The sequence below is a fragment of the Pseudarthrobacter chlorophenolicus A6 genome (assembly GCF_000022025.1).
In the GTDB taxonomy this organism is placed as follows: Bacteria; Actinomycetota; Actinomycetes; order Actinomycetales; family Micrococcaceae; genus Arthrobacter; species Arthrobacter chlorophenolicus.
This window is the reverse complement of the sequence record NC_011879.1, coordinates 225,761-251,806: the sequence shown is the minus strand read 5'-3', so window position 1 is coordinate 251,806 and position 26,046 is coordinate 225,761. Positions and strand designations below refer to the sequence as shown.

Here is a 26,046-nt window from a genome sequence, read left to right as displayed (position 1 = left end):
ACGACCTGTCCGCACACATTGCCCGCATGAACCTACGCTCCGAACTTGTTGCCATGCTCGAAGAATTCGAGCACTTCGCCTACGACGGCGCTCCCCTGTCCACGGCCACCGAGAAGGTCCGGGAAATCCTGGCCAAGACTGAGCCGAAGATTCTGACCACCGTCGAGGAGCTGGACTCCGAGGAGGCGTCGAACGCGCTGTGCCTCGTCACAGAGGATGGGTCCGCCGCCTACGGCTTCTACAGCCGCAGGGACGGCCAAAACGAGTGGACCGCCATGGGCACCGACGAGTTTTTCACATCATCCGAGTTGCTCGCCGACTTCGCCAACCTTGGCGATGAAGCGCGCTTCATGCTGGTGACGCGGGAGCCCGAGAACCTGCTCCCGGTGGGGCCCAGGGTCCTGAGGACCGAGGACGACCTGAACTCTGAGGAAGCCTTCACAGCGCTGTGCATCATGCCTTACGGCGGCCCGCTCCGCACCGCCTCGTCGCGAACTGACGGGGTGAACTACTGGCAGGAGCCAGGGTACGAGGGCGAATACAGCTCTGCCGAACTGCTCGCCCACTTCGCCAAGATCGGTGCCGAGCCTGCGTTCACCCTGATCCGCTAGGCGTGGGCATGCCCGGAGCGACCGCGGGCTCCGGTCCAACGGACTGACAGCGCCAGGGTCAAGACCAGAAGGGGCAGCACCGTAGCGTGATAGGCCACGTCAGTGGGCTGGCCGCCACTGATAGTGAAACCAAGTCCGACGAGGAAGCCAACGATGGCGAACGCGGTGGCCGCCATCGCTGCCGTGCGCCCGCGCGCCGGACTGCGCATGGCCATCACGGCGCCTGCCACGAGGACCACGCCAATAACTGCTTCTGCGATCCCGGCAGCCTGAGGGTTGTAGGGCTTCGTGCCGCCGGCGATGACGCCCGAGAGGTGAAGTCCCGAGATCACCGCAAGGGACAGGGCTTCAAGAAGCATCAGGGCCACGACGACGCGGCGCATGCGATCCGAGGAAAATCCTCGATCGGAGTGCTTGATGGTTGTCATGCCAACCACGCTAATCAGCAGCGACACGTCCCGCATCGTACCGGGGAGGTATCCGTGGTGCTCCCGGAGAGGTACGGCTCCGAGATCCGGGGAGACCTGAGCGCCGCGCCGCACACATGACCCGCATGACCGATTTCATCACCTACCGCGAGACCGTGGAATTCACCGTCCGGCTGCCACGCGACGACTACGAGGCCGAGCACTCCTACGGCGAAGAGCGTCAGGACGTAAAGGTGGTCTCCCGTGAGGAGATCGGCCGCCGGCACGAGGTCGACTACTCCTGGGACTGCGACCTGGAAGCCGAACTGTTCTACCTCCTGAAGGACGGAGAGCGGATCTTCGAGTCCCGCAGCCATGATGCCGTCGTTGACCACTGCGGTTCCCTCGGTGATGACGTGTCCCAAGTGTTCCGGTTCGGGGACCTCGACGACCAGGACAAGTTTTGGCGAATCCAGGCCGAGAGCAAAGCCGCAAAACAGGAGCAGTCATGAGCCTTCCTGCCGACGCACTCGAAGCCGCGAAAGAAGCGATGCGGGAAGTCACCCCACCGCCAGGGGTCAGCAAGGCCGACTGGCTCTCCGAGCACGGCACCTGGGCCCTGTTCGCCGGTGCGATCGCCGCGGCCGCACCCTTCATCGCCGCCCAGGCACTTACTGACGCTGCCACCGACCTGCAGGCGTCAGTGGACATCATCCGGGTCCGCTCCTACAACGCCGGCATCGACAACGACGACACGCTCCACGCCATGACCACCGATGTGGGATGGCTCCAGCACCGCGCCGACGAACTCCGCACCGGCCCACCCGTGAGAACGAGGAACCCATGAGCTACACCCCGATGCCCGCCCACCTCGACCAGCAACTGCAGGCCGTGGTGCGGGAGATCAGCAGCCCCCAGGCCGACGCCGGCAACACCGTCTTCGTCATCCGAGAAGCCCTCGCCCAGGCATACGCGGCCGGACACAAGGATGCCCACACCCAGGCAATGAGCCACCAGTGGATAACCGCGGACCTCAAGAAGACCTACGATGCACGGCAGGCCAAGCTCGACCAGGCCCCGGCCCCCGCCGCAGCTGGAACCGGCCCGGAGAACATCGATGACTGACCACGTCACTATCCGCGAGACCCTTGAATACACTGTTCCCCTTCAAGGCTGGGAGAACGGCGACTTCAGCCACCTGACCCACCTCGACGCGACCAGCATCAAGTCGGTCCTGCGCGAAATCATCGACCGCCGGCACGAACCCGACTACGTCATCGGCCTGGACGACGACCGGCAAGTGCACATCCTCTACGCCGACGGCGCCGAGGTTTTTACCCACCGCAGCCACGACTCGGTCATCGCCCACTTCCGGGAGCTGACCGGCTACACCGGACAACTCGAACTTTTCGATGACCTGGCGGACCCCGACAAGTCCTGGAACCTGTGAGTGCTGCACATGACTGAACAACCAGCCACTCTGGCAGACAATGGCGCACCCGCCTCGGATCCGCGACCGACCTGGAGCGACTGGGCGATGAGCATCGCGACAGCAGTCGCTGCCCGCGCCGACTGCTCCCGCGCACAGGTCGGGGCCGTCATCATGACCGCTGACATGCGTATCGTCGCGACCGGCTACAACGGAGCCCCTTCGGGAATGGCCGGTTGCCTCACCAGCGGTGCCTGCCCGCGGGCCAGTGTCGGCAAAGATTACGGAAGCTCCTACGACACAGGTCCGGGCGCCTGCATCAGCATCCACGCCGAGGCCAATGCCATCATCCGTGCCAGCTGGGCGGACATGGAGGGCTCGACGCTCTCCACCACGAAGAAGCCGTGCGACGGGTGCTGGAAGCTGATCCTGGCGACACCGCTGGCCAGGGTCGAATGGCCTGGCGGCGGTCAGACCCTGAAGTAGCGTCGCCGCGACGCGGCGGTCAACCCCCTCCGAAGTTAGGCGGCTTGGGGACCCAAATGCAGGGGTCCGCACACATCAGGGGCATGGAAATTTTCTATGGCCACGTCAGGACTCTTGAGATGTTCTTCTCCTACGACCCTGACGGAAAGCTGCTCTTCAAGCCTTTCAATGACGCCTACGGAACCGTACACCCTGACATCGGACCGGGCACCGGCAAGGATGACGTCGAGCTCGTCCTCAACGACGGTGAATACTTTCACGTCTGGGACACCACAATGTTCCGCATCGGCGAACGCTCTGAGGTGAACTTCCTGCACTACCGGGACGCCTACAGGAAGGCGCTCACCTGTGGAGAACAAGGCTCCATCGCCCGCATCACCATCGTCGCCCCGGACGGCTACACCGACGTCACCGCCCTGGCCGCCGACGGAACCACGGTCGTCATGGGCCGGAACACAAAATGGCGGACCATCTCCATTCCGGAGCGCATCCGCTTCTTGAACCGTCCAGCCACGCAAGCCGAAACTGCATAGAAGGAATCATGGACCTGAACATCGTGGATACCAGCTACGGCCGCGACCCTCTCTCCGCCCGGCTCACCCAGACCGCGCACGCCCAGATCCCCCACCCGGGAATGCCGGCCCGGCACACTATTCTGCAGGTGCGCATCCTCAACACCGCCCTGGACAAGAACTCACACGCCTCCGTCAGCGTCCTCAACCACGCAGCCATGACCTGGACCGAGCTGCTGTCATTGCCGCCCAGTGAATGGCGCTCCGCTGTACCCAACCCCACCGGATCATCGGCAGAACCGCAGGCCGCCATGGAAGAACTGGCAGCATCACTGTTCGCCCGTGCCGAGCGGATCCTTGGCTACTGATGGCTAAGACGAAGCCCCTCCTCCTGGTGAACGTGTACACCGTCTCGTTGGCCATCATCGCCGTTCACTGTGGGTGGCAGCTGGTCTTCCATTGGCCGGTCGAATGGTTCGCAGTCTCCCTCCTGGCCACACTGCTTCTGGGTGATCTGGGCTTCACTATGGCCGAGCACCGGCGGCGGGACAAGGCAGACACCTCCCCTACCCCGGCCATCATCCGCAACCCCCGCCTCATTGAACTCGCCCTTGCTGAAGCTCACCTCGCCGGTCTTCGCGCCACATACAAGTCCGGCCGTATCTCAGGACACCCTGAGGACAATCTGTGGGACATTGAGGACGCCGAGAAGCACGTCAGGAAGCTCCGGTCCGGCACCGACTAGGAGATGGAGATGCCCCTGGCTCAGCGGCCGGGGACCTTTTTCGTCTCTACCGCACACATGGGTCCCATGAACAGAAACCACCCCACCGGCCACCACGGCACCTTCGAAAAGGTCCGTAAGTTCGTGATCGCCGGAGGGCTTTCCGCCTGCCTCGTCATGCTCGCCTTCGGCGGCTTCCCGATCACCGAGGTGATGTAGCTGTGCGGACACTCACCCAGCCTTCGGAACTCCGGGACCTGCCCCTTGAGTCGATCATCGTCGATGATACGGACACACCGCTGCAGGTCATCGACCCGAACCTCCTCGGAGTCCTCGCCGGACCCATGGCAGGATCATTCCGGCTGATCACCGACCACGAGGCCGTCGTCCTGCCGGCCCGGCTCATGTGGGAACCGGTGAGCTAATGCCGTCGCCCCTGAACGTTCAGCCGCCGCGCCCCTCCACGGAGTTCACAATTCCGCTGCGACCCGGCGAGTTCTTCCGTGTTGAAGACACCCGGTGCCCCGACGACCCCTACAGCCGGGACGAGCCGCAGAACTTCCTCACCTACCATCAGGCCTACGAGGCGGCGAAAGGGCTTGGCCCGCACGGCACCCTCGGCAACATCACCGTCATGACTCCGGCACCTCGGGAGGAGGTCACGGCAGCGAACAGCAACGGTTTCCCCGTCGTCATGGGCACGATTCCCTGCTGGGAGCCGGTGTCCCTCCTGGACCGAATCAAGAGGAAAGACACCGATGGATAATCCAGCCTTCTTCGCCATCCTGTGGCGCGCCGACGACCTGGACTGGGACCTTACCGACGCCGGCCTTTTCGGCTCTCTGTCCACCGCAAGTGACGAGGCAGAAAAACGCCAGGCCAACAGCGACGTCCCTGACCTGGAGTTCGCCGTCGCCGTCGTCACGATGCTGGACCAGGACCCCGTAACCGGGACGCCACTTAGTCACATCAACCCGCCTCGCGCTACCGGCTACGCCCTGGCCTCACTCAGTGTCACTGACACGGCACGCCGGAGTATCGGCCACACCATCCACGAAGATTTCGTGACAGCCCGCCTCATGGCCCAATGCGCACGATCCCGTAACCGGGCCAGTGAGAACGACGTCGTCCTGGACGTCGTGGCCATCACCCTCGTCTCGGCCCATTCCGAATTGGAGAACTGACCATGCCTTCACCTTTTGCCATCGTCAGCGCGGAGAAGATCGCGCATCGCCTCGAATTCATGCGGGACACCGTCACCTTGGAGGCGGTCCGGGACATCTACGTCCAGCTGAGCGTCGACGCTGACCGCGACGGCCACGAGGACCTGTCCTCCCAGGCAGATGACGCAGCCAATAGCGTCCGGGAACTCATCGCCTCCCGTGACCCCCGCGGCCTCACCGACTCCGCCCGCCACATCCGCGACGTCGACGCCATGGTCGACACCGCAGTAGAAGTCCGGGATGCCACAGCCAACGCCTACGACCGGTTCTTCCACATCACAGAGCAGACCAAGGAAGCACTCGAGATCCTCCTGGCCTACAGCGAGTTGATCGAGGCGGCCGACTTCCAGATGCGGCTTGGGACGCCAGGCACCTGACGCACCCATAGAACCGGGCAGGGCCGCCTGCTACGCCGCACACATGATGGGCAAGAAACCTCCCCGCCAGCCCAAAGGATCCCGTCATGTTTGAACGCTTCGACGATTCAGCCCGCCGCACCGTCGTCCTCGCCCAGGAGGAAGCCAGGATGCTGAACCACAACTACGTGGGCACCGAACACCTGCTGCTCGCCCTCACCCGCGACCCCGGACCCGCTGGCCAGGCCCTCACCGCACTTTCTGTCACCCGCGGCGACGCCCGCGACCACATCATCGAAATCATCGGCGCAGGACTCACCAGGACCAACGGGCACATCCCGTTCACACCCCGTGTGAGGGAGGTCCTGGAGAACTCCGTCCGCTTCGCCCTGCAATGCGCCGACAGCAACGTCCGGTCCGGGCACCTGCTCCAGTCCCTGCTTGTCGATGACGAGTCCGTCGCTGCGTTGACCATCGCGCAGAGCGGCACCACCCTTGAAGCCATCGGCGACCAGCTCACCGATCTGATGACGGCACCGGAGCCATCGGCGACGGAACCCGAGCCGCGCTTCGTGCTCTCTGCCTGACCCACACCGACAACAGGAGCGCCACGCTTCGGCCCGCCGCCCTGAAAGGAAAGCGATGAGCGACCTTCCCCAGTCCATCAAGCGATGGTGCTGCTCTGCGGAACAATCGTGCGGCAACACCACGCTCTACCTGGTCGAGTTCGATGGCCCCGAAGGCTATCCGAAGCTCTACGACTACGTGCGCGGAAACGACAACAGCTACACCGGCGGCTGGCACAGCGAGCAATCCATCCGGGACTGGCTCGAAGCCACCAAGGACAACGTGAAAGAGGAGCCGGATGTTTGAGCGGTTCACCGAGGACGCCCGGAACATCATCGTCCTCGCCCAGCGCGAGTCCCGCGAACTCGCCCACAGCTACATCGGCTCCGAGCACCTGCTCCTCGCGCTGATCCTGGACCGGGGCATCGTCGGCAGGGCATTCGCCGACCTGGAGATCACGTACAAGGCAGCCACCGAGAAGATCGTCGAGATCATCGGTCGTGGGAACGTTGCACCCTCCGGACACAGCCCCTTCACACCGCGGGCACGCACCATCCTAGAGTTGGCCAATGAATTCTCAGAAAGCTCCGGCCACGGCTACATCGGCCCCGAGCATCTCACCATGGCACTCCTTGACGCCGAGAAGAGTGTGGCTTGCCAGGCCCTGGCCGGCCTCGGTGCCAAGCCTTCCGCCCTCCGCCGGCTGATAGCTGCCCACTTCGCCCGGTCCTACACTGGCGGGGCAATCTTCCAAGGCTTCACCGCCGTCGGCCAGGACGGCCGCTACGATGCGAATCCGCTCCGGGCCACCGCTGAAGAAGCTGCAGCGGACGCCACCGACGGCCAGGAGGTCCGGGAGATCCGCTTCGGGTTGGAGCGCGGCGAATACTTCGTTGCCGTCAACGGCGGCGGGCTCACCGTGGCCGCCGCCGGCCGGCACCTGGACTTCAACCGGGCACGCAACGCTGCTGACTCCGCAGGCGCAAGCGTCCACATCGTCGTCCCCAAGGTCCAAGCCGTCACCGCGGAGACAGCCGCAGGAATCGAAGTGACCCTCGCCGAGACCATCGTCTGGGAACCCGTTCCGTTCGAAACCCGGGTCGAAGTCCTGACCTGACCGGTCCTCGGTGAGGGTCCCACCTCACTCCGCACACATGACGGCCATGAGCCACACACCTGACCCCCGTGCCATGGGCCTTTCCACGACCGACTACTGCAAGTCCCTGCCCCGACTCCGCTACTCCCACGAAGCACGCGGACTTGTCCTGCTGATGCCGCGCACCGGCCTTGTCGTTGTTCCCTTCCTGGAACACAAAGGCGGCTGGGACGCTGTCGTCGTCGACGGCGGCAACAACTACCCTGTCGGCGGCTACCACGTTTATCTTGGCGACACTGAAATCGAAACGGCGACCGAGATCCGCCTCGGCGAACCCGTCCCCGTTCAGCTCGTGACCCTCGATGAGGCCGACGCCCTGGAAGACGGCAGCAGCATCCTGACCCGCGACCACGGCAGCCTGCGCAAGAAGACCATCGACGGCGAAGTCTTTTGGACCCGAACCATCCTCAAAAGGGTGTCGATCCGCACCGAGGAGATCGCCGACCAGTTCCCGGCCAAGTACACCGTGCCCGCCAGGAAGGAAGCCGCCCATGTTTGAGAAGTTCAATGACACGGCGCGCATCGCCCTGCTCGCGGCCAAGGACATCGCCGACCATGTCCATCAGGACCACATTGGCACAGAACATCTGCTCCTCGCCGTCACCGGAGGTTACGGCCCGGCCACCCGGCAGTGGAAGAACGCACCCGGCATCTCCCCGAAGACGGAAGCCGTGATCGCCGCGCTGGGCATCGCCCCCGAAACCATCGCGGCCCAGGCAGTGGCGGAACTGACCTACGGCACCAGTTACGACACCGGCCGCCTCCCCTTCAGTGAAAACCTGAAGCAGGTCCTTGAGTACGCCCTGAGGTCCTCCATGATCCTGGGCGACAACCACGTCGGACCCGAGCACCTGCTCGCCGGCCTTGCCCGCAACAGCTCCGGTGCCGCCGGTGCCGCGCTCTCACGGCTCGGCATCACAGACCTGATGATCCAAGCAGCCATCCAGGATTCCACGCCAGCGCCGTCCCCGACAGCTGCCCGCAGCTGCGACGTCTACGTGCCGGTCGGTAAGTCCATCTTCAAGAACGGCGCCAAGATCTACCCGGACCTTGCCGCCGCACAAACAGCACACCCCGACCAGGAGATCGCCCCCTTCACCATCCAGCTCGCCGACGGCGAGTTCTTCGACGTCTGCACGATGTACCCGAAGCCTTCCTCCTGGGGAAAGTTTGCTTCCTACCCGGACGCCTTCGCCGCTGCGGCAGAACTCGGTAACGTGCCCGGCGCCAGCATTCAGGTCCGCATCATGACACCTCATGCGACTGAGCACCGAGGCAAAGACTCCCGGGGGCATGACATTATTCTCGGCCGCAGCGTCGAGTACACAACCGAGCGGCTCATGACCCGTGTCCTGGGAACCCAGGAGAGGACCGCGGCCAAGAAGGAGGGCGCCCGTGTTTGAGCGGTACAACGACCAGGCCAAGCGCATCATCATCAACGCCCAGGCCGAGGCCCGTGCCCTGAACCACCACTTCGTCGGCACCGAACATCTCCTGCTTGCACTGACACGAGACAACGCTCCGGCAAGCCGCGCACACTGCATCCTCGCCAGCCTCGGCATCAGCCATGGCTCGGTGCTCGATCACACCGTCCGCGACGAGACCGAGCCCGGGAACTGGCACCTGCCTTTCACTCCGGCAGCCAAGGAAGTCCTCGACCTCGCATGGACCGAAGCCGGCGAGGGTGAAGAGATCACGGCAGAACACATTCTGTTGGCCCTGACCTGCCGGCACGATGGCGCCGCCTCACGGGTGCTGGACGCACACAGTGCCGCGATCCGGGAAGACGCCATCAGTGCCGGCAAGTAACTGATAGTCCCGAGCGAAGCCGCAGGCCACTCACCCGGATGGGCACCGCTAGTCTTGCCAGAGCCGGACAACCCTGACGGCAGCACGACGAGAGGACACTGCATGGCTGAGTACTTGCCGACCTTCGATGAGATGCGGTCCAACGCGTTCGCCATGCTCGGCGACGTCGAAGATGAACTCCGCTCCGACTGGCGGGACGGAACCGGACCGAGCTCCGACCAGGCGCAGGCACTGCGCGAAGCGCGCCAGGCGATCGCCCAAGCCAAGGCCGCCCTGGACCGCGCCGCCCGCTGACAACCTCCAGACGAAACCCCGAACAGGAACCCGTGAACAATCACCCGCATGAACCAAGTCCACCGGCACAGCCGGACGGACCCAGCGCCGCGAAGAAATTCTTTCGAGGTCCAGGACTGGTGTTCGTCGCCGTGACCGCAGCCCTCGCGGCCTGGTTCGCCATCAGCTTCCTCACCCCGGATGCGGCCGAAAACCACGAGCCGGGCTCGGTCAACTACAACGGTGTCGCCGAAGTTATGGACATCGGAGAGACGCAGACCAAATGCTTCGTCTCCATCAAGCGCGACACCGGCCAGATAACCAAGCAGTCGATGCGCAAGGCCGACTGCCGCAAGTTCCGGACCGGCGACATGATCAACGTCGAGAACGGGCAGTACGTCAGCACGACCGCCAAGTAGGCGATAGCCCCTGCATCCCAACCCCCGCGCCGCCGATAGGTGGTGCGCTGTGATGGTCCGGCGGTAGCCGTGGACCCGGTGTGAAAAATCCGAACGGCCGTCGAGCAAACAGGTGGTGGCAGCGGTTGGACAGACATATTAAGAGGACTCGGGGCTTCGCCCCTCGCCCTTCGTGTTTCCCGATTCGCTGACCGTCCTGCTCTTCGGTTCGTTTCCCCGCGTCGTGATCTTCTTTTTGTTTCCTGGCCTGCGGCCGGCTGCTCGCGCGCTGCGCGCGCTCCGCGGCATGCTTTTCGCCGCGGCTGCTTGTTGTCCTTCGTTCTGTGGTCCGTGCTGCGCTGCGCTCCGCGTCCGCGCTGCGCGCGGCCCGTGGTGTTCTCGACCCGCCTCCCGGCTCGTACTTCGATTCGTTGCCCTGGCCGCTGCGCGGCCTTGTCCGTGGTGTCTCCGCTGCGCGGAGGCTGCGCCTTCCCCGGCTCCGCCGTCCGATGTTTCATCGTCATGTAGATCATCATGATGACGGGGGCTGCGCCCCGGGCCGGTGGCTTGTTGCCGTCGGTTCCTTGTTCCACCGTTGGTGTCGCCTGCGGCGGGCCGTCAGCGGTTCGTCTTCCGTGTCGTGGTTCGTCCCGAAGCTCGATGTGTTCTCCCCGGTGGCTGCGCCACCTGCTTCTCGTGGCCGCTGCGCTGGCCGGTGTGTTTCTCAGGGCTTCGCCCCGTGCCGGTGGCCCCTCCTGCGGTGTCTTGTTCCTGGGGCGGTGTCGCCTGCGGCGGGCCGTAAGCGGGACGTCGCCCGTGATGCTTAGCTGACGGTTCCTCTGCGGCTTCGCCGCCGTTCCGTGGACGGAATGTTCACGGGTTGGGGAACGAAGTGGACACCGGCGCTCCGCGCTGCTGGCCTCGCAGTGAAGAAACGATGAGGCGCTTCGATTCGTCCAGGCAGAAGAACCATTGCGTAGCAATTCGTCTCGCAGTGCGCTGCACCGAAACGAGAAACGTGGCGCCCCGCCGTCCGCGCCGCAGGCATCCACCAAGGCCCTCAGTCCACACATTCAGCCACCCACACCACCGGGGCGCAGCCCCATACCAACGCAGTCACTTCCACCAACCCTCTATGTGTGCCAGGCACCCACCGCCGGCCGCAGGCCAAACCCCGCCACAACATTCGGCGTCCAACAAACCAATGCCGGGTGGCACCCACTGCCGGCCGCAGGCCATTAAAGGCCCGCTGCAAGCGACACCAGCGGTGACATGCGCCGAGCATGGGACCACCCAAGAGTTTTTGGGAGAAAGTTCTGGAAAGGGCCGTCGCATCTGCGGGGCAGCCGCACACAGAAGAAGTACCAGCGGAAGAGCTACGGGACCCGTCTTGGAGACACCGGATCGCTTGCGCATGGCGGTCTGACATGTTCGCAGCCGTACATATGTTCTATAGGCAAGAAGAGGGGCTGGGCGCCCAATCCCGGCTTCGGGCGATTCGGGGATTTTTGCAGCCGATCCGGCGCTGGGAAAAGCCCTAAATCCGCCTGGCCGGGTCTGTGGGGCTGTCCCCCGGGAAACTACGCATGTTCCAGGGCATGGAGCAGCGCATTTTTCGCCTGGCACGAGCCGGCGGCATCGACACAAACCCCACAACCTTCACCCAGCGTGCCGGAACTTTCGCCTCGGCCGCGACCAATTCCGGTCAGGCCACCCTGCTGACCCGGCGAGAGTCCAGCGGGCTGAACGGCTACCTGATCCTGCCTGCCGCCTCGCTCGGAACGAACGCCCCCTTGCACCTGGCCCACACCGTCGGTGCCCGCGCCGAAGAAGCGCAAATGCCGGAGGATCTCGGTGACACCCCGGCCATCGGAACACTCAACTACCGGCCGTCCCCGGCGCTTCGCGAGACACAGTCCGGCATCGACCCGACCGAACTGCCGCGGATCCTGGCCAACGCGATGCCCGAAGGTTCCTGGGTCGCTGTCACGATGCGGAAACCCTCCAACAAGGAGCGGAAGTTCTACACGCCATGGCTCGGAAACCGACTCGGCACCGCGGTCCCGACGCACCACTCCACATCCCCGACGGCCGTCGTCGTCTCCATCACCGCGGGCGGTTCCACGAAGGATGAAGTGACGTCCCTGCTCTCCCAGGTCACCGCCGGCCTGCCCGGTTTTGATCTGGACTCCGGCGTGAAGTTTGCCCCGACGAAGCACGCCTTGTTCTTCGGACTGCCGGTCGGTTTGCTGCTGGCCGCGGCGACACTCTTCGGGCTTCCGCAGCTGCCGGCCGAGTACGCGACCTACATTCCCGCCGGCATCGCCCCGCTCCTCTACGGCCTCTCCGGTGTGGCCGTGCTCCTTGGATTGGCCGCGCTGGCCGGGCGCATCGCCTCCCCGGACACCAAGCTCCGCAACCGCCTGGCCCAGCCCGTGTTCGCGGCACCCTCTGCACGTCGCGGCCGCCCCCGGCCGCCACGAAAGGAGCAGACCATCCGCGGTACCCGACGGGTCGGCGACGAGAAAGTCCCGTTCGAAAAGTACGTCCCCGCCTCGGACGGCGACTACCCTTTGGCTCCGGACACGTTCATGGTCGGCCCCAACGTCGTCGTCGGCATGGTCTCCCCGCACGCCGGCGCCGTCTCCGGCGCCGCGGCAACCCGGGCCCGCGCCACTCCCCCCGTGATGCTGCAGCAGATCGGCCCGCTGTTGGGCATGAACGATGACGGGTCGGCGCACCTGTCCGCAGCCGCCATGCTCTTCGGCGTCGCGATTGTCGGCAAGCCAAGCTCCGGAAAATCCCTGCTGGTCCGTTCCCTTTTCGGCTGGCACTGCCTGGAACGTGTGAACCCGTCCGGCAAGCCCGGCTACCCCGGCAGCCGCAACACCCTCATCGCCTTCGAGTCCAAAGGTGACGGCGTCGCCAAGTACGTGAAGTGGGCCCACACTCTCGGCGACAAGATCCTCACCATCGACGTCGCCGACCCCCACACTCCGGCCATCGACCTGTTCGCCGTCCCCGGCGACAACGCCGCCAAGGCCGTGTTCTTCACCAACGCTCTGAAGTACACCTTCGGCGCCGAAGCGATCGGCCCCCGTTCCTTCCCGACCATCGTGGCCATCCTCACCGCAGCCCTGGCCGTGGACGACCGGGTGATCGACTCCATCGAGGACCGGGACGAACGCATCCTCAAACACGGGATGTCCCCGCTCTACTACGCCTTCCAGCTGCTCGCCGGCACGTCCGACAAAATCGCCGTACAGCTCGCCACCGGCATCAAAGCCCTGGGCATCAAGCTGCGCGAACGCGGCACCCCGGACCAGACATTGGAGCAGGCGTACATCGCCATCTCCTCACTCTTCGAGGACCGCACCGAGTCGGCCCGCCGCCCGTTCCTGGAACCGCCGCGGAACAAGTTCGAACAGCTCCTGATCATGGAGGACTGGTGGAGCCCGTCACGCCGGAAGGTCAGCTGGACGGACATCCTCGAAGGCCACCGCTCCGTGGTCATCAACACCGGATCCTCGCCGTCGGGCGTGCTCTTGGATGACGAACAGAACCAGCAGATCTCCTCGCTGCTGATGTTCTCGATGCAGAACGCGATGAAGCGGACATGCTCGGGCTGGCTGGAGGCAGGCCGATCGGTGTCCGTCTTCGCAGACGAGCTTGCGCTGCTGGCCGGCACCTCTCCGGAAGTCGTCGCATGGATCCGCGACCAGGGCCGGTCCTACGGCATCCGGGCGATCCTGGCCACCCAGCGGCCGGAACAGCTGGGTGCCGCGCTGCGCAACAACTTCCTCACCTACTCGACGCTGATCTCCTTCGCGCAGACGGACGTCACGACAGCCGGTGAGGTGGCCGCCAACGTCGGCTCCAGCAGCGAATGGACGACCGAGGACATTCAACATCTGGAGCCGTTCCACGTTGTCGTCCGCTCCGAGGTCGAGCAGCGCCGGCAGTCGGCGTTCATCGTCAAGCTCCCCAATTTCGAAGCAGACATCTCCACTTACGCAGCAGCGCAGGGCTACACCCATGAACCCGCAGGAGCTTTCCCTTGGTAACCGTTACACCCGAGCGAAGGGCAGCCGCCGAAGGCATCCACGCGGAGATGATGCCCTCGGCCAACCCGATCGACGAGCTGGCCATGCACAACCGCCGCGACCCGTACTGGGACCGGCTGTGGGTTCCGGGCTCCCAGGCAAACTGGATCACCGGCCCGATGGCCAGGCACCACAAGAAGGAAGGCATCTCCCCGGTCAACGCCAAGCTGCTCTTGGATGAGGACGAGGCGCTGCGCATCGCCACGGCCAACCGGGGACGCACGGACCGGCTCGCCGCCTGGGGTGTCCTGGACTCGTGGCGGACCGTCTCCGCTGAGCAGCTGGCAGCGCTGACCGGCTGCCGATACTTCCTGGACCCCAACTACTCCTCGATGGCTGCGTCCTTTTCCCTGGACCTGGTCGACGTCGGCACCTACGCGAACAAGCTGCGGCCCAACCCCGGCATGAACAGCAGTGTCGTGTTCCGCACCGCGAACTCCGACGCGTTCAGCAAGGTCATTGAGCCCACGCTCACCGGGCCCGAGTGGCTCAGCGTCACCGCCGGCCAGCCGTGGTCCACGGGCGGTCAGTACGACCGGCACAACGTGCTCTCCACCGAGCTGGGCCTGCGCGCCGCCGAGTACCTGGACATTGGAGCGGTGCTGGGCGAGAAGCTGTCCTCCATCGACCTGCTCGCCGGCTCCGGCCTCGGCAAGAAGCTGACCCGTCCGGACGGCCGCCGCGCCGACGGCACCATCGTCCGGCACGACGGCATGCGCATCGTCTTTGAACTGACCGCGACCGCCTCGACGTCTTTCGAAAACAAGGTACGCCGCTGGGCCCAGGTCATTTCCGAACGCCCCCTGGAAACGTCGGGCCTCACCGTCGTGTTCATTGCCGCCCCGCACCCGGACCGCTCCAGCCACACCGGCACCGACCCCCGCCACGAGATCTACCGGATCCTCTCGAAAGTCCTCCGCGAATTCCCCGGCCGCGGCCAGGACTCCCCCGCCGCGCGCATCGGCATCGCCCACTGGGAGGAATGGTTCCCGGACCGGCACCTGATGAGCGAAGGCTTCTTCAACCTTGAGGCCGACTTCGCCATCAACGACGCCACCGGCCCCGAACGCTGGACCCGCCGCGGAATGCTCATGGACTACGCCTTCTCCCCGTGGCACACGTTCGACGCGACCGCAGTCCTGGACAACTCCAAGCTGCTCGCCGCCACACCGCACTGGCTGCGCAAGGGCGACCACACCGCACTCATCGGCTCCCCGATGGACCGTGCACAGGCCGAGGTTCCGCACCCCGCGCCCGCCAAGCCGCACCTGACCAAGGGCCGGCCACTCGGCGCCGCCATCGGCAACGGCGGCGACGCAAAGCTTCCCCGCCGGCTTCGCATCGAATGGTGAGCGCAACCGGTCCTCAGTGCCAGGGCCGTTCGATTGGCTTGCCGTGCTCGTCAAGTGTGAGCCAGGTTCCGGCCGGCCTAAACCGCTGCAGCGAGGGACCCAGCGCGATGACGGCGCCAAAGCGGTACGAGAACTCCTCCATCCACCATCTGACCTTCCGGCGGTCTCTGTAGTTGGTGCGGCCGTGGCTGTGGACGTTCTTGAACTCGACGATCAGCAGGTTGTGCTCGGTGCCCTTCTTGCCGCGATGGTGCACTGCAATGTCCGGAGTGCCATATCCGCTGCTGTTCTCCGGTTGCCGTTTAGGACCTCCATGGGCACCTTCCCGGTTCCATTCCAGGTCGATGTCCCATCCGCCGAGGAAGGGGTCGGTCTCGTAGAGTGCCCGGAATATTTGCCCGACCCGGGCACGCTCCCCCACGCCCCATTGCCAAAGTTCCGGCTGCTTCCGGTGCACGGACTCGAGGGCGTCGCGCAGCCAGTCACTGACGACTTTCTCCTCGTTGCCTGCCGAAGCGCCCATGCTCTCAGCCTAACCACCGGCATCCGGATTTCACCGCAGCAACCACCCCATGACCACGTTGCCTACGCATGTTTCAGGGCATGAGCGAAAAGAAAATCAAAGACCGCGTCCTGGACAGCACCGCCAAGGACAAGAAAGAAATCGACGACTGGATGGCCTCGGCCAGTGGCGGAAAGATCCTCGGCGCCATCGTGGTTCTCCTCGGGATCTGGCTCGTCGTCCGGATGTTCTGGTCCTGATGAACGGCATCTACGGCCGGGCGGCGACAGGACTGCAGGACTCCTCTTGGGCCGTGAACGAGTCGGTCGCGAAAATCGGAGCCCGGGGTGAGCAGAAAACCGAGGCGCTGCTGAACGGCTTCGGTAAGAAGGCCGCCGTCCTGCACGACCTGCGGATTCCGATCCCCGGCTTCAAAGCCAACATCGACCACGCCATCGTCTCGGGCAAGTCGGTGCTGCTGATGGACTCGAAGATGTGGAAGCCCGGCTTCTACTGGTCGCTGCTCGGCTACCGCCGCGGCTGGGAGAAGACACCGCACATCGGCAAGTCCCAGGAGTACGTCTCCCGTGCAATGAACTCATTCCTCCAAGGCACAGGCGCCCGCGTCCTCACCCCACGCCTGGTCGTCTGGTCTTCCCGGGATGGCCAGCCCCTGAGCACCTGGATGCTCACCGTTCCGGGTGCCGAGGTGGTCAACGGACTGCGTATCGTCCCGGCCGTGAAGTCCTTCGTCCGAGAGGGTTCCGCCGATCCGGCCATCGTCCGCAAACTCCAGGAACTCCTCGTCAAAGCACCCGCCGCCACCAAGCCGGCACCGCACTGGTCCGACGCTGACCAGTTCAAAACCCCGGTGCGTCCGGCACGCGTCGACGTATACGCCGACGACAACCCCTTCGCCTGATCCTTCCGCCCTCGTTCGTGACCCGGCAGCATGCAGGACTGACCGCCGCCGGGTCCCGCGGCGCATAGAGAACCCAGGAAGCTTTCACCAAGGAAAGGCCATCATGGCTGCACCACGCAGGAATCAGGCACCCGGCAAACCGATCACCCCGATGGTGATGCTCGGCGCCGTGGCGGTCGCCGGCTACGCGATCTACCAGGGCTACCCGGGTATCGCTGCTATCTGGGCCGGCCTGCTCGTCTCCGCCTGGATGTACCCGCCGGCGATGTTCACCGGCAAGAAGGATGCCCGCGGCTACCCGTCACCGGCGCACCCCGGTGAGCAGGCCGCCATGAACCGGTACCGGCTCTGGGAGGACCTGAAGTTCAAGCTCGCCCTTCCCAACCCGGACTGGCTTCCCGGGCTCAAGCCGCGTCTGTCGTTCCTGGTCGCTGTCTGGGCCGGCGCAGCCGCCTTCCTGGTCCCCGTCGTCAATGAGACCTACACCCAGGGTTACGGCCCGTGGATCAACGCGGCCGCAGCCTTCATCTCCGTGGCGCAGTTCAGCGCCTCCCGCCGCCGCACCCAGGTCGCCGACGATGAGAACCCCGGCGCGCGCGTCGACTCCCTCATCGCCCTAGCCCGCAAGAACCTCGCCAAGGTCATCGGCCTCTTCATCGGCGGCATCGCCGTCGGCGGCGTCGTCGGCACGGTCGCCACTGTCATGCTCCCCCTGGCCACCACGGCCGCTTCGGTCCCAGCCATCCCTGAGCCTGCCATCTGGGCACTGTGCCTGACCGGCGGCCCACTCGCCCTGCTCTCCCGGGCCTGGATCACCGAAGCCCTGGAGCACTGGCGCATCGTGGTCGCCGCCCGCGAGGAATGGAAGTCCCGCTGGGAGATGCTCAAGCAGGACCCTGCACCACGGCTCATTGACCGGCAGGAAGTCGGCGCCGCCACCATCGACACGTTCGACGCACCGCCAGGGACAGGTGCCATGCCGTTCTGGGTGATGGCCGACAAGATCAGCCCGACCCTGGGCACCGGTGCGAAGTTCGCTGTCCTGGACGTACCCAACCTTGACTCCAACAACCAGCCCGTCCCCGGCACCAAGCACCCGCTCCGCTTCGAGATCGTCCGCTGGCCCTCTGACCAGATGCCCGACATCACCGATCCGGCCACACCCAAGGATGTCGTCTTCCATCTGGTCCGCTGCGCGATCGCCTGGGCCGCCGACGGTGTCTACTCCCGGCCCGTCATCGACGATGTCCACCTGCTCACCGTGCCGTCTGCACCGGGCGGCGCTGGGGATGGCACTGAGGACGGCGACGAGGACTCAGCTGCGCCAGCCCCCGCCGGCAGCTCGGTCTGGGCGATCACCTGGTACCTGCCCGATGGCCCGCCCGCGTCCTATATCCGCGCCAACGGCCGGAACGAAATGCAGGAGGCGCTGCAGGCGCACGTCCTGATCGACCACCGTGCACAGAACGGTCTTGGCTGCGCGTACGCCGGCGCCCTGCTCGATGCCGACACGCAATGGGATCCAAACTGCGGGTTGAGCACCAAGGACATGAAGAAGCTCGCCGACGAAGACCAGTGGAACAACCGCTGGGCCGAGGCTGCCCCCAAGCACAAGGCCAACCCGCCGGTCATGGAGGCGTCCACCGCCAACACCGCACGGCTCAAAAATGGTGTCACCGTCAACAGCCTTGCCTTCATCACCCGTCAGGGCATGACCCCTCACGATTTCTTCCTGTTCGAGCACGCCTTGCCCTCCACCTTGAACGCCGCACCATTCCTCACCATGACCGGGTACCAGGGCTCCGGCCGCCGGCAAGGTGAGCGCCACCCGCAGGCCTTTACCGTCTACTGGGCTTCCGAAGCTGTGCCGGCCAAGCCTGATGACCTGGCCCCGGTCCGCGGCTCCGATGCTCCCAAGTGGGTTCTGGCCGGCCTCATCAACCAGGCCTTCAAAGCTGCCAAGCTGGCCGACCGTCCCGAGATCGCCTCCGCGACCTGCCTGACCAAGGACACTTCCCGCGGCCACATCTGGAAGATCGACCTGCGCCTCTACGGCGGCGTCACCCTCAACGATGTCCGCGGCATGGCCCAGCGGATCAAGCAGCACTGGGCCGCGGAGTGGCTGCGCGTAGCGGCCGCCCAGGACGGCTGCACCATCGTCGTCGGCGCCAGGCCCACCAAGCCCGGCCTGCAGCTGGCAAGCCCCCGCCACGAGCAGTACCTTGAATCCCTGAACTGGGACCAGGTCTTCCTGGACTCCGGCATCTCAGGTATCGGCGGGCTCATGCCGGTCCTGACCAACGTTGACCACATGCCCCGCAACCAGCAGGTCTCCATCCTGGACTTCGACCTGCCGACCGGGCTGGACTTCACCTCCTTCACCGGCGTCCGCACCAAACTCGAAGCCAACTCCGGGAACTCCTTCGTGGAACCGCGGCGGGTCAAGAACCGGGCCAACGCCATCCAGCTGCTCGCCTGCGAAGTGAACCCGATGCCCGAGCGTGCCGGCTACGACTGGGACTACATCCTTGAGTGCGAGTTCATCCCGTTCGCCACGGGTGTCGACGGCGAGCCGGTGTCCTACAACTTCAAGGTCGACCCGCACCTGCTGATTGCCGGCGCGTCCGGTGGCGGTAAGTCGGTGCTGCTGCAGTCTCTGGCCTTCGGCGCCCTGATCCGCGGTTACGAGCTGTACGTCGCTGACCCCACCAAGGGCGGCGCCGACTTCAAGTTCGCTGAGCCCTACTCCAAAGCGTTCACCGCGACTCCGTTCGAGGCAGCGGCGATGATGAAGGGGATTTACACCGAGGTCCTGCGCCGCAAGAACCTCAACACCGAGCACGGCGTCGGCAACTACCGTGACCTGCCCGCCGACATCCGGCCCAAGCACATAGTCATCCTCCTGGACGAGTTCACCTCCCTCATGGGCCAGGACCCCGTCCCGCCCGCCAGCGATGACCCGGAGATGGACATTGAGCGGGACATGATCATCGCGACCAACCGGGCCAAGACGGAGATCGGCGTGTACGCCGGCAAGATCGCGCGCGAAGCCCGGTCCGCCGGCGTCACCCTGTTCCTGGCAACGCAGAAACTCTCCGCGAAGATGCTCGACACCATTCCCGGCGCCGGTGACCTCAAGGTCAACCTGTCCCGGCTCCTGATGGGCAAGGCAACCTACGGTGACAAGCAGTCCGCGCTCCGTGCACCCCAGGACGCACCTGACCTCGGCGACGCCATCCCGCCGGGGCGAGGACTGTTCGAAACCACCGCCGGCGCCGCCATGGCCATCCAGGCCTGGTACGACCCGGCCGAGCAGGCCGTCCTGCGCGAGAAGCTGAGCGCCGAGATCGACCCCCTCGGCGAGGAGGACAAGCTGGACCTGGCACCGTTCATGATGAAGCTGCCGGACGCCCCCAACGACATGCCTGCCGCCGCAGCCGCCGCGCCTCGTCCCGCACCCTCAGTGGTGGACCTGGGCGAGATCGAACTCGATCTCGACGACCTGGACTGGTCAGACATGGACCTGGGCACCGACGAGGACAGCATCCCTGCCGCAGCGGAAGAAGCTCCGGCAGAGCCCTCCGTGCCAGCTGACGCTGACGAGCTCGTCTGGGAGCAGGACGAGACCGCAGTGGACACCGAAGCTGCCCTCCTGATCGACGTCGACGGGGTCATTGCACCGTTCACGTACCGGGAGGGCCTGGATCACCTTGCCGCCCCCGGACACGGGACAGTCATGTTCGACACCGCCATCATGTCCCGTCTCGCTGCCGTCCCGGTCACCCACGCGTGGCTGACCAGCTGGGAGGATGACGCACCTGACAACTTCGGGCACCTGTTTCCCCGCGCCACCGATGTCCTCATCGCTAACACCGAGGAAGCAGGGTGGTGGAAGATCGATGCCGCCCTGGACTGGCTGAAGGAGAACCCGGAGGTCCGCAGGCTCGTCTGGATCGATGACGAGCTGGCAACCGAGGACGTCATCCTGGGTCTGACCTATCGGGAGATCGCCGAAGACGCCTTCGAGGCAGCCGGGGTGGACGCGCTCCTGGTGGTCCCCAACCCTGACAAGGGACTCACCGCCGCCGACCTGGACGGGATCGAAGCGTTCTTCGGCCTGACCGGCGCAGCGGGTCCGCTTGAAGACCTGGAGATCGTGGTGCCGGAGCCTGCCGGCGAGCCGGCTGAACCGGACTGGTCCGCCATGGAAGAGGATATGGTTGCCCGCTCATCAACTGCAGCCGAAGGCGGGGGGATTCCATCCACGCCCTCAGAGCCAGCGGACGATGATCCGTTCGCGGATGTCACACCGAAGAGACGCTTCGTCCCCGATGACGACGACCCCTTCGCCTGACCACCCAAGCACCACCTTGTTCCCCTGTCCGGCAGCTCCGGGCAGGGGAACAGCTGTCTCCGCACACATTTGGCCCATGACTGAACTGCGATACATCGAGACCGAAGAACAGTGGGACGCGCTGCCGGTCGGCACGCTCGCCCGCGTCGGCTACCTCGAGCACGACGACAACGGCAACGAAATCGACGAAGGCAAGAAGATGACCATCCTCCGCGTCGAGGGCGACGTCCGGACCAACGTCGGGGACTACATGCTCGCAGGCGGCAAATACTGGTCCGAGGTCTGGGTCTGGGAACAGGGCGCCTACGCTGCGGACACCGCCACCATTCCAGACGAGGACAGCGAGGCTGACGTGGAGCCGGACGTCGTCGACGTCGTCGAGGGCGCGATCCGCCGCCACGAGCAGCGTCTGAAGGACATCGGCAACACCCCCTACTCGGAGTATCTGAAGATCCCGCAGGAGCTGCTGCCGCCGAAGTCGCCTGCCCATGCCGTCGTCGAAGCACTCGGTGAAATCGGCTGGGCTCCTCCGGTGAAGTACCCGGAGGGTGTGCAGGTCTGGACGATCTCCGGCATTCCCGACGGCGGCCGCTCCGACGGAACCCAGGCGTACCTCTCTCTGCCCGACCGCACCGATGAGCATCGCTTCGAATTCCAGGACCGCGGTGACATCTGGCTGGACAAGCCCACTGTCACCGTCAACTTCGAGCTGCCCGCACGCGAGGTGTAGAGGAAAGCGGGCCCTGCACGCGAATAAAAGCGGCGCATACAGGTTGGCACTATTGCTTTTTCAAAGAAGTATTAGCGCTTTGACACAATTACATCGATAAGAAAGCATTAGTGCATGCCATCGAACGAAGGACTCACCACCAAGGAGGTTGCCAACCGCCTCGGAATCACTCCGGTATCGGTACGGCAGCTGACCGGATCGGGACAGCTCACTGTCACCGGGAAGGTCGGCCGGTCCATCCTCATCGATCCTGCATCCGTGGAGCGTCTAGCAAGCTCCGGCACCCGCCGCGGCAGGGCCTGGGCACCCAAAACCGCCTGGGCCGCCCTTGCCCTGCTCTCCGACATCAGACCCACCTGGCTTTCATCCCCCGAGCTGTCCAGGCTCAAAAACCGGCTCCGCAAGATGGACGCCGGCGAGGTTGCCATCCTCGCCCGCAACAAGGACAAGACACGGCGCTACCGCATCACCGTTGACGGGGTGCCACTGGTGATTGAGCACCTGATTCCCACGGGCCAGACCAGCATGTCCGACGAAAACGTCGCGGCATCCTTTGGCATGTCGGGAGGCAGCGGAATCGCTGAGGGCTACGTCATGGCCGGCGACGCTCAGCAGCTCGCCGATGCCTTCGGGATGGTCGAGGATCCTCATGGAAACGTCATCCTCCATGAAGTGGAGTTCGCTGAACCGTTCGAGCGCGGGAAGGCACCCGTTGCCGCCGTTGCTGTCGACCTCATCAACTCGCTGGCCGTCCGGGAACGCAGCGCCGGCGAACGTGTCCTGAACGAGCTTCTCCATGGCTGAGCCCGCCGAGGAGACACCGAAGGAAACATCCGACACCCGGCCTGTGTGGGACGTCCCTGTCCCGCCCGGCGGATGGGGAACTCCGTGGCCGCAATGCGTTGAACTTGCCCGCGCCCTGCCCTCAACCCAGTGGACTCTTGTGGGCGGGCTCATGGTCCAGCTGCACTCGGCCGCCGCTGGACTGGCGGTTTCCCGTCCGACCGCCGACGTCGACATCGTCCTGCACATCGAAACCGGAGCAGCGACGACGACGTCGGTGTCCGCCGTACTCCATGAGCTTGGCTACACCCTGCAGGCGTCCATTGATCACGATGCTCCTGCCCACCGCTTCGTCCGCGACAAGCAGCAGATCGATGTCATGATCGCCGACCACATGCCGGAGGCAAAGGTCCCGACGATCGGCGGCCGCAAGCCGTTCCAGGTCACCGGCGGGACCCAGGCGCTGCAGCGGACAGTGAACTGCAGGCTCACTGTCGACGGCGGCGAGCCCGTGCTCATCAGCATTCCCAACCCCCTCGGTGCTCTCGTCCTAAAAGGCGCGGCCTACCGGGAAGACTCCCGCGACAGGGACCGGCACCTGGACGACGCCGTAGTGCTGTGCGCCACCATCAAGTCACCGCTGACCACCGCACAGGAAATGAAGGGCAGCGACAAGTCCCGGGTCCTCACCCTCCACAAGGCACTGGAGGACCCGGGTCACCGGTCCTGGCAGCTCCTCGACCCCGCGGACAGGCTCCCCGCAATGGACGCGCTGCGCATCCTTTCCACCAACCTGCAACTGCCTCCTGCGAACCGGCTCAAGAAGGGCTGACAGCACAGACCGCCACCACTGTCATCATCACCACGATGACGACCATGACGAGGACAGCAACAGCCGCACACAGACCGGGCATGAGCACACTCCAGTCCCGCGTTTCCCGCGGCATCCCCACCGGCGGCCAGTTCGCGGCCACCGAGCACGCCGAACCAGCACTGTCCCTGGACGTCCCGCCGACGGATCCGGCCATCCTGGCCAACCTGAGGCGGCCAGCAGCCACCGTGACAATCACCGAAGAGCAGGCCGAGAACCTGCGCCGACACAAGACCCCGATTATGAACACCGCCGCCCGGCGCCGGGCCGGCGATGTCATGGTCGACCTGACTGCGACTGACGCCCACATCCGCGACATCCAAGACCGCCTCCGCGGACGCTGACAACCTGGACACTGAAGGGTCTCTGCCTGACCGGGCGGGGACCCTTTGTCATTGGGCCGCACACATCAGGGGAAGAAACCGACTCTTCCGATGTGAAAGGACTGCCCGCCGCCATGATGGGAGCCCACCACGCAGCCTGCGGCGCCGCCGCCTGGGTTGCACTGACCACCAACATCCACCTGGACCTGTCCGCGGCCGCAGAGAAGCTCGCCTTCCTGCCCGCCAGCATGGACATCGGCTTCGGCCTCTTCGACGTCAGCCCGGTCAGCATCATCACCGGCGCCCTGGTCACCGCAGGCGCTGCGATGCTCCCGGACGCCGACCACCACAACGCCACCATCGCCCACTCCCTGCCGCCGCTGTCCAACGTGATGTGCGCCGGGATCGGCAAAGTCTCCGGCGGCCACCGCCACGGCACCCACTCCATCGTGGGTATCGTCGTTTTCGTCCTGGTCGCATTCCTTGCCGGGCTCTGGACCTTCGACCTTGAAGGGTTCGGCACCATCTACCCGGGCGCCGGCATCCTCTCGGTCCTGCTGGTCGCCTTCGCCGCCAAAGCCCTGAAGATCATTCCGGACCGGATGCGTAAATCCCCGTGGGCCGTCGGGCTCAGCGTCGGCGCCTTCATTACCTTCTTCGCACCCCAGGAACAGAACTGGTTCCCGATCGCGATGGGCATCGGAGTCATCATCCACATCCTCGGCGACATGATGACCACCGAGGGCTGCAACCTGGCCTGGCCGTTCGCCATCAAGCCACCCAAGACGATCCGCAACCTGCCGGTCATCAAGCAGTGCTGGCACTCCAACGGCTACATGACCATCCCCGTCCTCGGCCACGCCGGCTCCGTCCGTGAATGGCTGCTGCTGGTGCCGATCGGCGCCTACGCGATCTTCGGCGTCGGCTCCACCCTGGTTGGCATGGGCCAGTCCGGCCTCACTGAGCTGGTGGCGCTGGCGTCCGGGGGCTAACCGCCTGCCTGGCAGGCCCTCACAAGGGTGTTAAAGATGGCGTGTTGGTAACGCCGGTAACGGGTAACGGCATTACCCTTGTTTCCGTGAGTAACCCTGTGAAAGAACAGACCCCTGAAGAGCGGGCCGTCGCAGCAGCCGAATCCCTGGCAGCGGAGGGTCTCACCGTGACGGCGCGCTCCGTGCGTGACCGGTCCGGTGTCCGGATGGCCATCGCCTCGGAGGCGGCGCGTGCATGGAACGAACAACAGTCTAAGGACGACGACGTGCCGGAGGCGCCGGCAGCTGTCCAGGCACGGTTCGCCGCCCTGTGGCGCGAGGCAGTCACGGTCGCCCGCGCCGAATTCGCCGAGGCCCGCGCGGGCTGGGAGGCCAAGATCGCCAAAGCCAAAGAGGACGCCGACGCCATGGCCGAAGACCTGGGCAAGGTCGAGGATGAGCGGGACAAAGCACTCAAGGCAGCCTCCGACGCTGAACAGGAAGTGACCACCCAGCGTTCACGGGCCGACAAGGCCGAAGGCCGTGCGGAAACCCTCGAAGGCGAACGCGACCGCTTGATCGGGGAAAGGGACGGCCTCCTCACAACGGTTGCGCAGCTGCGGGACCAGCTCCGAAGCCAGGACAAAGACTAGGAGCCCCTTCCGATGGAGCGCGTCTAGGCCGGACGGATCACCTCAAACCCCGCCCGGGCTGAGGGCTAGGATCTGTCCATGGAACTCGAAGACGCTATTAGCGCAGGCGAACGGCATGAGGCGGATAGGGCCAGGGCCGTGTCTGAACATAATGCCGTGCTGGTGGAAGAAAACAGCAAAGCCCTTGCAGATTTTGTCCGCATCATGGCTGCACGGAGTATCGCCCCTGGGCGCATCACCACACGGCCCCCGTCTCCCCTGATTACGCGCCCGGGTGAGAAGCAAAGAATGTTCAAGTCCTCGATTTCCGGGTGGAACGTTTCCTACTACGTTGCCGTAGGAGCCGATGGAGCGCTTTATGACCGGAGGGTCGCAGGAGGCCTGTTCAAGAGCAAGGATCCCGAGCCGATTCCAGTCACTCCCCACATGGGTTTTTCGGACCAGGTCAGCTTGTCGCTTACCGAGGGGTTGGCACGGTTCGTGACCACGGGTAGAGAGCTGGGCGCCGAATGGTATTTCCACAGATAGCCG

At 65.1% G+C, this 26,046-nt stretch carries 36 protein-coding genes; 34 read left to right on the top strand and 2 right to left on the bottom strand.

Annotation, left to right across the window (positions count from 1 at the left end):
- Window positions 1-26: 26 nt before the first annotated feature.
- On the top strand, window positions 27-611 hold the full coding sequence (locus tag ACHL_RS21465; protein WP_139187273.1) for a hypothetical protein: 585 nt from the start codon (window positions 27-29) through the stop codon (window positions 609-611).
- Here ACHL_RS21465 and ACHL_RS23590 read toward each other — a convergent pair.
- Window positions 608-1,039 carry a hypothetical protein gene (locus ACHL_RS23590; RefSeq protein ID WP_139187272.1) on the bottom strand — a complete coding sequence of 144 codons (432 nt, stop codon included), beginning with the start codon at window positions 1,037-1,039 and terminating at the stop codon, window positions 608-610. The two genes, ACHL_RS21465 and ACHL_RS23590, sit on opposite strands and share 4 nt — an antisense overlap.
- 125 nt (window positions 1,040-1,164) lie before the next feature.
- Between ACHL_RS23590 and ACHL_RS21455 the strand changes: the two genes are divergently transcribed.
- The 23 genes from ACHL_RS21455 (at window position 1,165) to ACHL_RS21345 (ending at window position 15,406) form a co-directional block, all read left to right on the top strand.
- A complete protein-coding gene (locus tag ACHL_RS21455; RefSeq protein ID WP_139187271.1) occupies window positions 1,165-1,530 on the top strand; it encodes a hypothetical protein in 366 nt (121 codons plus the stop codon).
- Window positions 1,527-1,865 (top strand): hypothetical protein, encoded by a 339-nt coding sequence (locus ACHL_RS21450; RefSeq protein ID WP_012623225.1) that lies wholly within the window; start codon window positions 1,527-1,529, stop codon window positions 1,863-1,865. The genes ACHL_RS21455 and ACHL_RS21450 overlap by 4 nt, the downstream gene beginning before the upstream one ends.
- Window positions 1,862-2,143, top strand: coding sequence for a hypothetical protein (locus ACHL_RS21445; protein ID WP_012623224.1), 282 nt, complete (start codon window positions 1,862-1,864; stop codon window positions 2,141-2,143). The genes ACHL_RS21450 and ACHL_RS21445 overlap by 4 nt, the downstream gene beginning before the upstream one ends.
- Window positions 2,136-2,468 (top strand): hypothetical protein, encoded by a 333-nt coding sequence (locus tag ACHL_RS21440; protein WP_012623223.1) that lies wholly within the window; start codon window positions 2,136-2,138, stop codon window positions 2,466-2,468. The genes ACHL_RS21445 and ACHL_RS21440 overlap by 8 nt, the downstream gene beginning before the upstream one ends.
- An 87-nt stretch (window positions 2,469-2,555) precedes the next feature.
- Complete coding sequence (locus ACHL_RS21435; RefSeq protein WP_012623222.1) at window positions 2,556-2,933, top strand: deoxycytidylate deaminase; 378 nt, start codon at window positions 2,556-2,558, stop codon at window positions 2,931-2,933.
- An 83-nt stretch (window positions 2,934-3,016) separates the two neighbouring features.
- Window positions 3,017-3,466 (top strand): hypothetical protein, encoded by a 450-nt coding sequence (locus tag ACHL_RS21430; RefSeq protein WP_139187270.1) that lies wholly within the window; start codon window positions 3,017-3,019, stop codon window positions 3,464-3,466.
- 8 nt (window positions 3,467-3,474) lie between these two features.
- The gene (locus tag ACHL_RS21425) at window positions 3,475-3,813 is read left to right on the top strand and encodes a hypothetical protein (protein WP_012623220.1); all 339 of its coding nucleotides are present in this window, start codon (window positions 3,475-3,477) and stop codon (window positions 3,811-3,813) included.
- A complete protein-coding gene (locus ACHL_RS21420) occupies window positions 3,813-4,190 on the top strand; it encodes a hypothetical protein (RefSeq protein WP_012623219.1) in 378 nt (125 codons plus the stop codon). The genes ACHL_RS21425 and ACHL_RS21420 overlap by 1 nt, the downstream gene beginning before the upstream one ends.
- A 66-nt stretch (window positions 4,191-4,256) precedes the next feature.
- Complete coding sequence (locus tag ACHL_RS24865) at window positions 4,257-4,388, top strand: hypothetical protein (protein WP_279625929.1); 132 nt, start codon at window positions 4,257-4,259, stop codon at window positions 4,386-4,388.
- A gap of 2 nt (window positions 4,389-4,390) precedes the next feature.
- Window positions 4,391-4,594, top strand: coding sequence for a hypothetical protein (locus ACHL_RS21410; RefSeq protein WP_012623217.1), 204 nt, complete (start codon window positions 4,391-4,393; stop codon window positions 4,592-4,594).
- Window positions 4,594-4,935: a hypothetical protein gene (locus ACHL_RS21405; protein ID WP_012623216.1), complete on the top strand. Its 342-nt coding sequence runs from the start codon at window positions 4,594-4,596 to the stop codon at window positions 4,933-4,935. Before ACHL_RS21410 ends, ACHL_RS21405 begins: the two co-directional genes overlap by 1 nt.
- Complete coding sequence (locus tag ACHL_RS21400) at window positions 4,928-5,353, top strand: hypothetical protein (protein WP_012623215.1); 426 nt, start codon at window positions 4,928-4,930, stop codon at window positions 5,351-5,353. Before ACHL_RS21405 ends, ACHL_RS21400 begins: the two co-directional genes overlap by 8 nt.
- Before the next feature lie 2 nt (window positions 5,354-5,355).
- Window positions 5,356-5,769 (top strand): hypothetical protein, encoded by a 414-nt coding sequence (locus ACHL_RS21395; RefSeq protein ID WP_012623214.1) that lies wholly within the window; start codon window positions 5,356-5,358, stop codon window positions 5,767-5,769.
- Between the two features lie 86 nt (window positions 5,770-5,855).
- Window positions 5,856-6,335 carry a Clp protease N-terminal domain-containing protein gene (locus ACHL_RS21390; RefSeq protein ID WP_012623213.1) on the top strand — a complete coding sequence of 160 codons (480 nt, stop codon included), beginning with the start codon at window positions 5,856-5,858 and terminating at the stop codon, window positions 6,333-6,335.
- A 55-nt stretch (window positions 6,336-6,390) separates the two neighbouring features.
- Window positions 6,391-6,621: a hypothetical protein gene (locus ACHL_RS21385; protein WP_012623212.1), complete on the top strand. Its 231-nt coding sequence runs from the start codon at window positions 6,391-6,393 to the stop codon at window positions 6,619-6,621.
- On the top strand, window positions 6,614-7,432 hold the full coding sequence (locus tag ACHL_RS21380) for a Clp protease N-terminal domain-containing protein (protein WP_012623211.1): 819 nt from the start codon (window positions 6,614-6,616) through the stop codon (window positions 7,430-7,432). The genes ACHL_RS21385 and ACHL_RS21380 overlap by 8 nt, the downstream gene beginning before the upstream one ends.
- A 46-nt stretch (window positions 7,433-7,478) precedes the next feature.
- Window positions 7,479-7,970, top strand: a complete 492-nt coding sequence (locus tag ACHL_RS21375; RefSeq protein WP_139187269.1) for a hypothetical protein — start codon at window positions 7,479-7,481, stop codon at window positions 7,968-7,970.
- On the top strand, window positions 7,963-8,874 hold the full coding sequence (locus ACHL_RS21370) for a Clp protease N-terminal domain-containing protein (protein WP_012623209.1): 912 nt from the start codon (window positions 7,963-7,965) through the stop codon (window positions 8,872-8,874). The genes ACHL_RS21375 and ACHL_RS21370 overlap by 8 nt, the downstream gene beginning before the upstream one ends.
- Window positions 8,867-9,280 (top strand): Clp protease N-terminal domain-containing protein, encoded by a 414-nt coding sequence (locus ACHL_RS21365; protein WP_012623208.1) that lies wholly within the window; start codon window positions 8,867-8,869, stop codon window positions 9,278-9,280. The genes ACHL_RS21370 and ACHL_RS21365 overlap by 8 nt, the downstream gene beginning before the upstream one ends.
- 102 nt (window positions 9,281-9,382) lie before the next feature.
- Entirely contained in the window at window positions 9,383-9,574 is a 192-nt protein-coding gene (locus tag ACHL_RS21360; RefSeq protein WP_012623207.1) for a hypothetical protein, read from the top strand.
- Window positions 9,575-9,693: 119 nt separating this feature from the next.
- A complete protein-coding gene (locus ACHL_RS24370; RefSeq protein WP_012623206.1) occupies window positions 9,694-9,972 on the top strand; it encodes a hypothetical protein in 279 nt (92 codons plus the stop codon).
- A 1,577-nt stretch (window positions 9,973-11,549) separates the two neighbouring features.
- Complete coding sequence (locus ACHL_RS21350; protein WP_244266589.1) at window positions 11,550-14,015, top strand: type IV secretory system conjugative DNA transfer family protein; 2,466 nt, start codon at window positions 11,550-11,552, stop codon at window positions 14,013-14,015.
- The gene (locus tag ACHL_RS21345; protein WP_012623203.1) at window positions 14,009-15,406 is read left to right on the top strand and encodes a hypothetical protein; all 1,398 of its coding nucleotides are present in this window, start codon (window positions 14,009-14,011) and stop codon (window positions 15,404-15,406) included. The genes ACHL_RS21350 and ACHL_RS21345 overlap by 7 nt, the downstream gene beginning before the upstream one ends.
- A 13-nt stretch (window positions 15,407-15,419) precedes the next feature.
- Here the strand turns inward: ACHL_RS21345 and ACHL_RS21340 are convergent, their stop codons facing one another.
- Window positions 15,420-15,929, bottom strand: coding sequence for a hypothetical protein (locus tag ACHL_RS21340; protein WP_012623202.1), 510 nt, complete (start codon window positions 15,927-15,929; stop codon window positions 15,420-15,422).
- An 80-nt stretch (window positions 15,930-16,009) separates the two neighbouring features.
- Here ACHL_RS21340 and ACHL_RS24365 point away from each other — a divergent pair, with 80 nt between their 5' ends.
- The 10 genes from ACHL_RS24365 to ACHL_RS21295 all read left to right on the top strand — a co-directional run bounded on the left by ACHL_RS24365 (window position 16,010) and on the right by ACHL_RS21295 (window position 26,043).
- Window positions 16,010-16,168: a hypothetical protein gene (locus tag ACHL_RS24365; protein WP_157672513.1), complete on the top strand. Its 159-nt coding sequence runs from the start codon at window positions 16,010-16,012 to the stop codon at window positions 16,166-16,168.
- A complete protein-coding gene (locus ACHL_RS21335; RefSeq protein ID WP_012623200.1) occupies window positions 16,168-16,830 on the top strand; it encodes a nuclease-related domain-containing protein in 663 nt (220 codons plus the stop codon). Before ACHL_RS24365 ends, ACHL_RS21335 begins: the two co-directional genes overlap by 1 nt.
- Window positions 16,831-16,933: 103 nt before the next feature.
- Window positions 16,934-21,184 (top strand): FtsK/SpoIIIE domain-containing protein, encoded by a 4,251-nt coding sequence (locus ACHL_RS21330; protein ID WP_012623199.1) that lies wholly within the window; start codon window positions 16,934-16,936, stop codon window positions 21,182-21,184.
- Between the two features lie 76 nt (window positions 21,185-21,260).
- A complete protein-coding gene (locus tag ACHL_RS21325) occupies window positions 21,261-21,914 on the top strand; it encodes a hypothetical protein (RefSeq protein WP_012623198.1) in 654 nt (217 codons plus the stop codon).
- 114 nt (window positions 21,915-22,028) lie between these two features.
- Complete coding sequence (locus ACHL_RS21320; protein WP_012623197.1) at window positions 22,029-22,718, top strand: helix-turn-helix domain-containing protein; 690 nt, start codon at window positions 22,029-22,031, stop codon at window positions 22,716-22,718.
- Window positions 22,711-23,529, top strand: a complete 819-nt coding sequence (locus ACHL_RS21315) for a hypothetical protein (protein ID WP_012623196.1) — start codon at window positions 22,711-22,713, stop codon at window positions 23,527-23,529. Before ACHL_RS21320 ends, ACHL_RS21315 begins: the two co-directional genes overlap by 8 nt.
- A gap of 80 nt (window positions 23,530-23,609) precedes the next feature.
- Window positions 23,610-23,912: a hypothetical protein gene (locus tag ACHL_RS21310; protein ID WP_012623195.1), complete on the top strand. Its 303-nt coding sequence runs from the start codon at window positions 23,610-23,612 to the stop codon at window positions 23,910-23,912.
- Between the two features lie 92 nt (window positions 23,913-24,004).
- Window positions 24,005-24,883, top strand: coding sequence for a metal-dependent hydrolase (locus ACHL_RS21305; RefSeq protein ID WP_244266588.1), 879 nt, complete (start codon window positions 24,005-24,007; stop codon window positions 24,881-24,883).
- Between the two features lie 86 nt (window positions 24,884-24,969).
- Complete coding sequence (locus tag ACHL_RS21300) at window positions 24,970-25,515, top strand: DNA-binding protein (RefSeq protein WP_157672512.1); 546 nt, start codon at window positions 24,970-24,972, stop codon at window positions 25,513-25,515.
- A gap of 78 nt (window positions 25,516-25,593) precedes the next feature.
- The gene (locus ACHL_RS21295) at window positions 25,594-26,043 is read left to right on the top strand and encodes a hypothetical protein (protein WP_012623192.1); all 450 of its coding nucleotides are present in this window, start codon (window positions 25,594-25,596) and stop codon (window positions 26,041-26,043) included.
- Window positions 26,044-26,046: the final 3 nt, after the last annotated feature.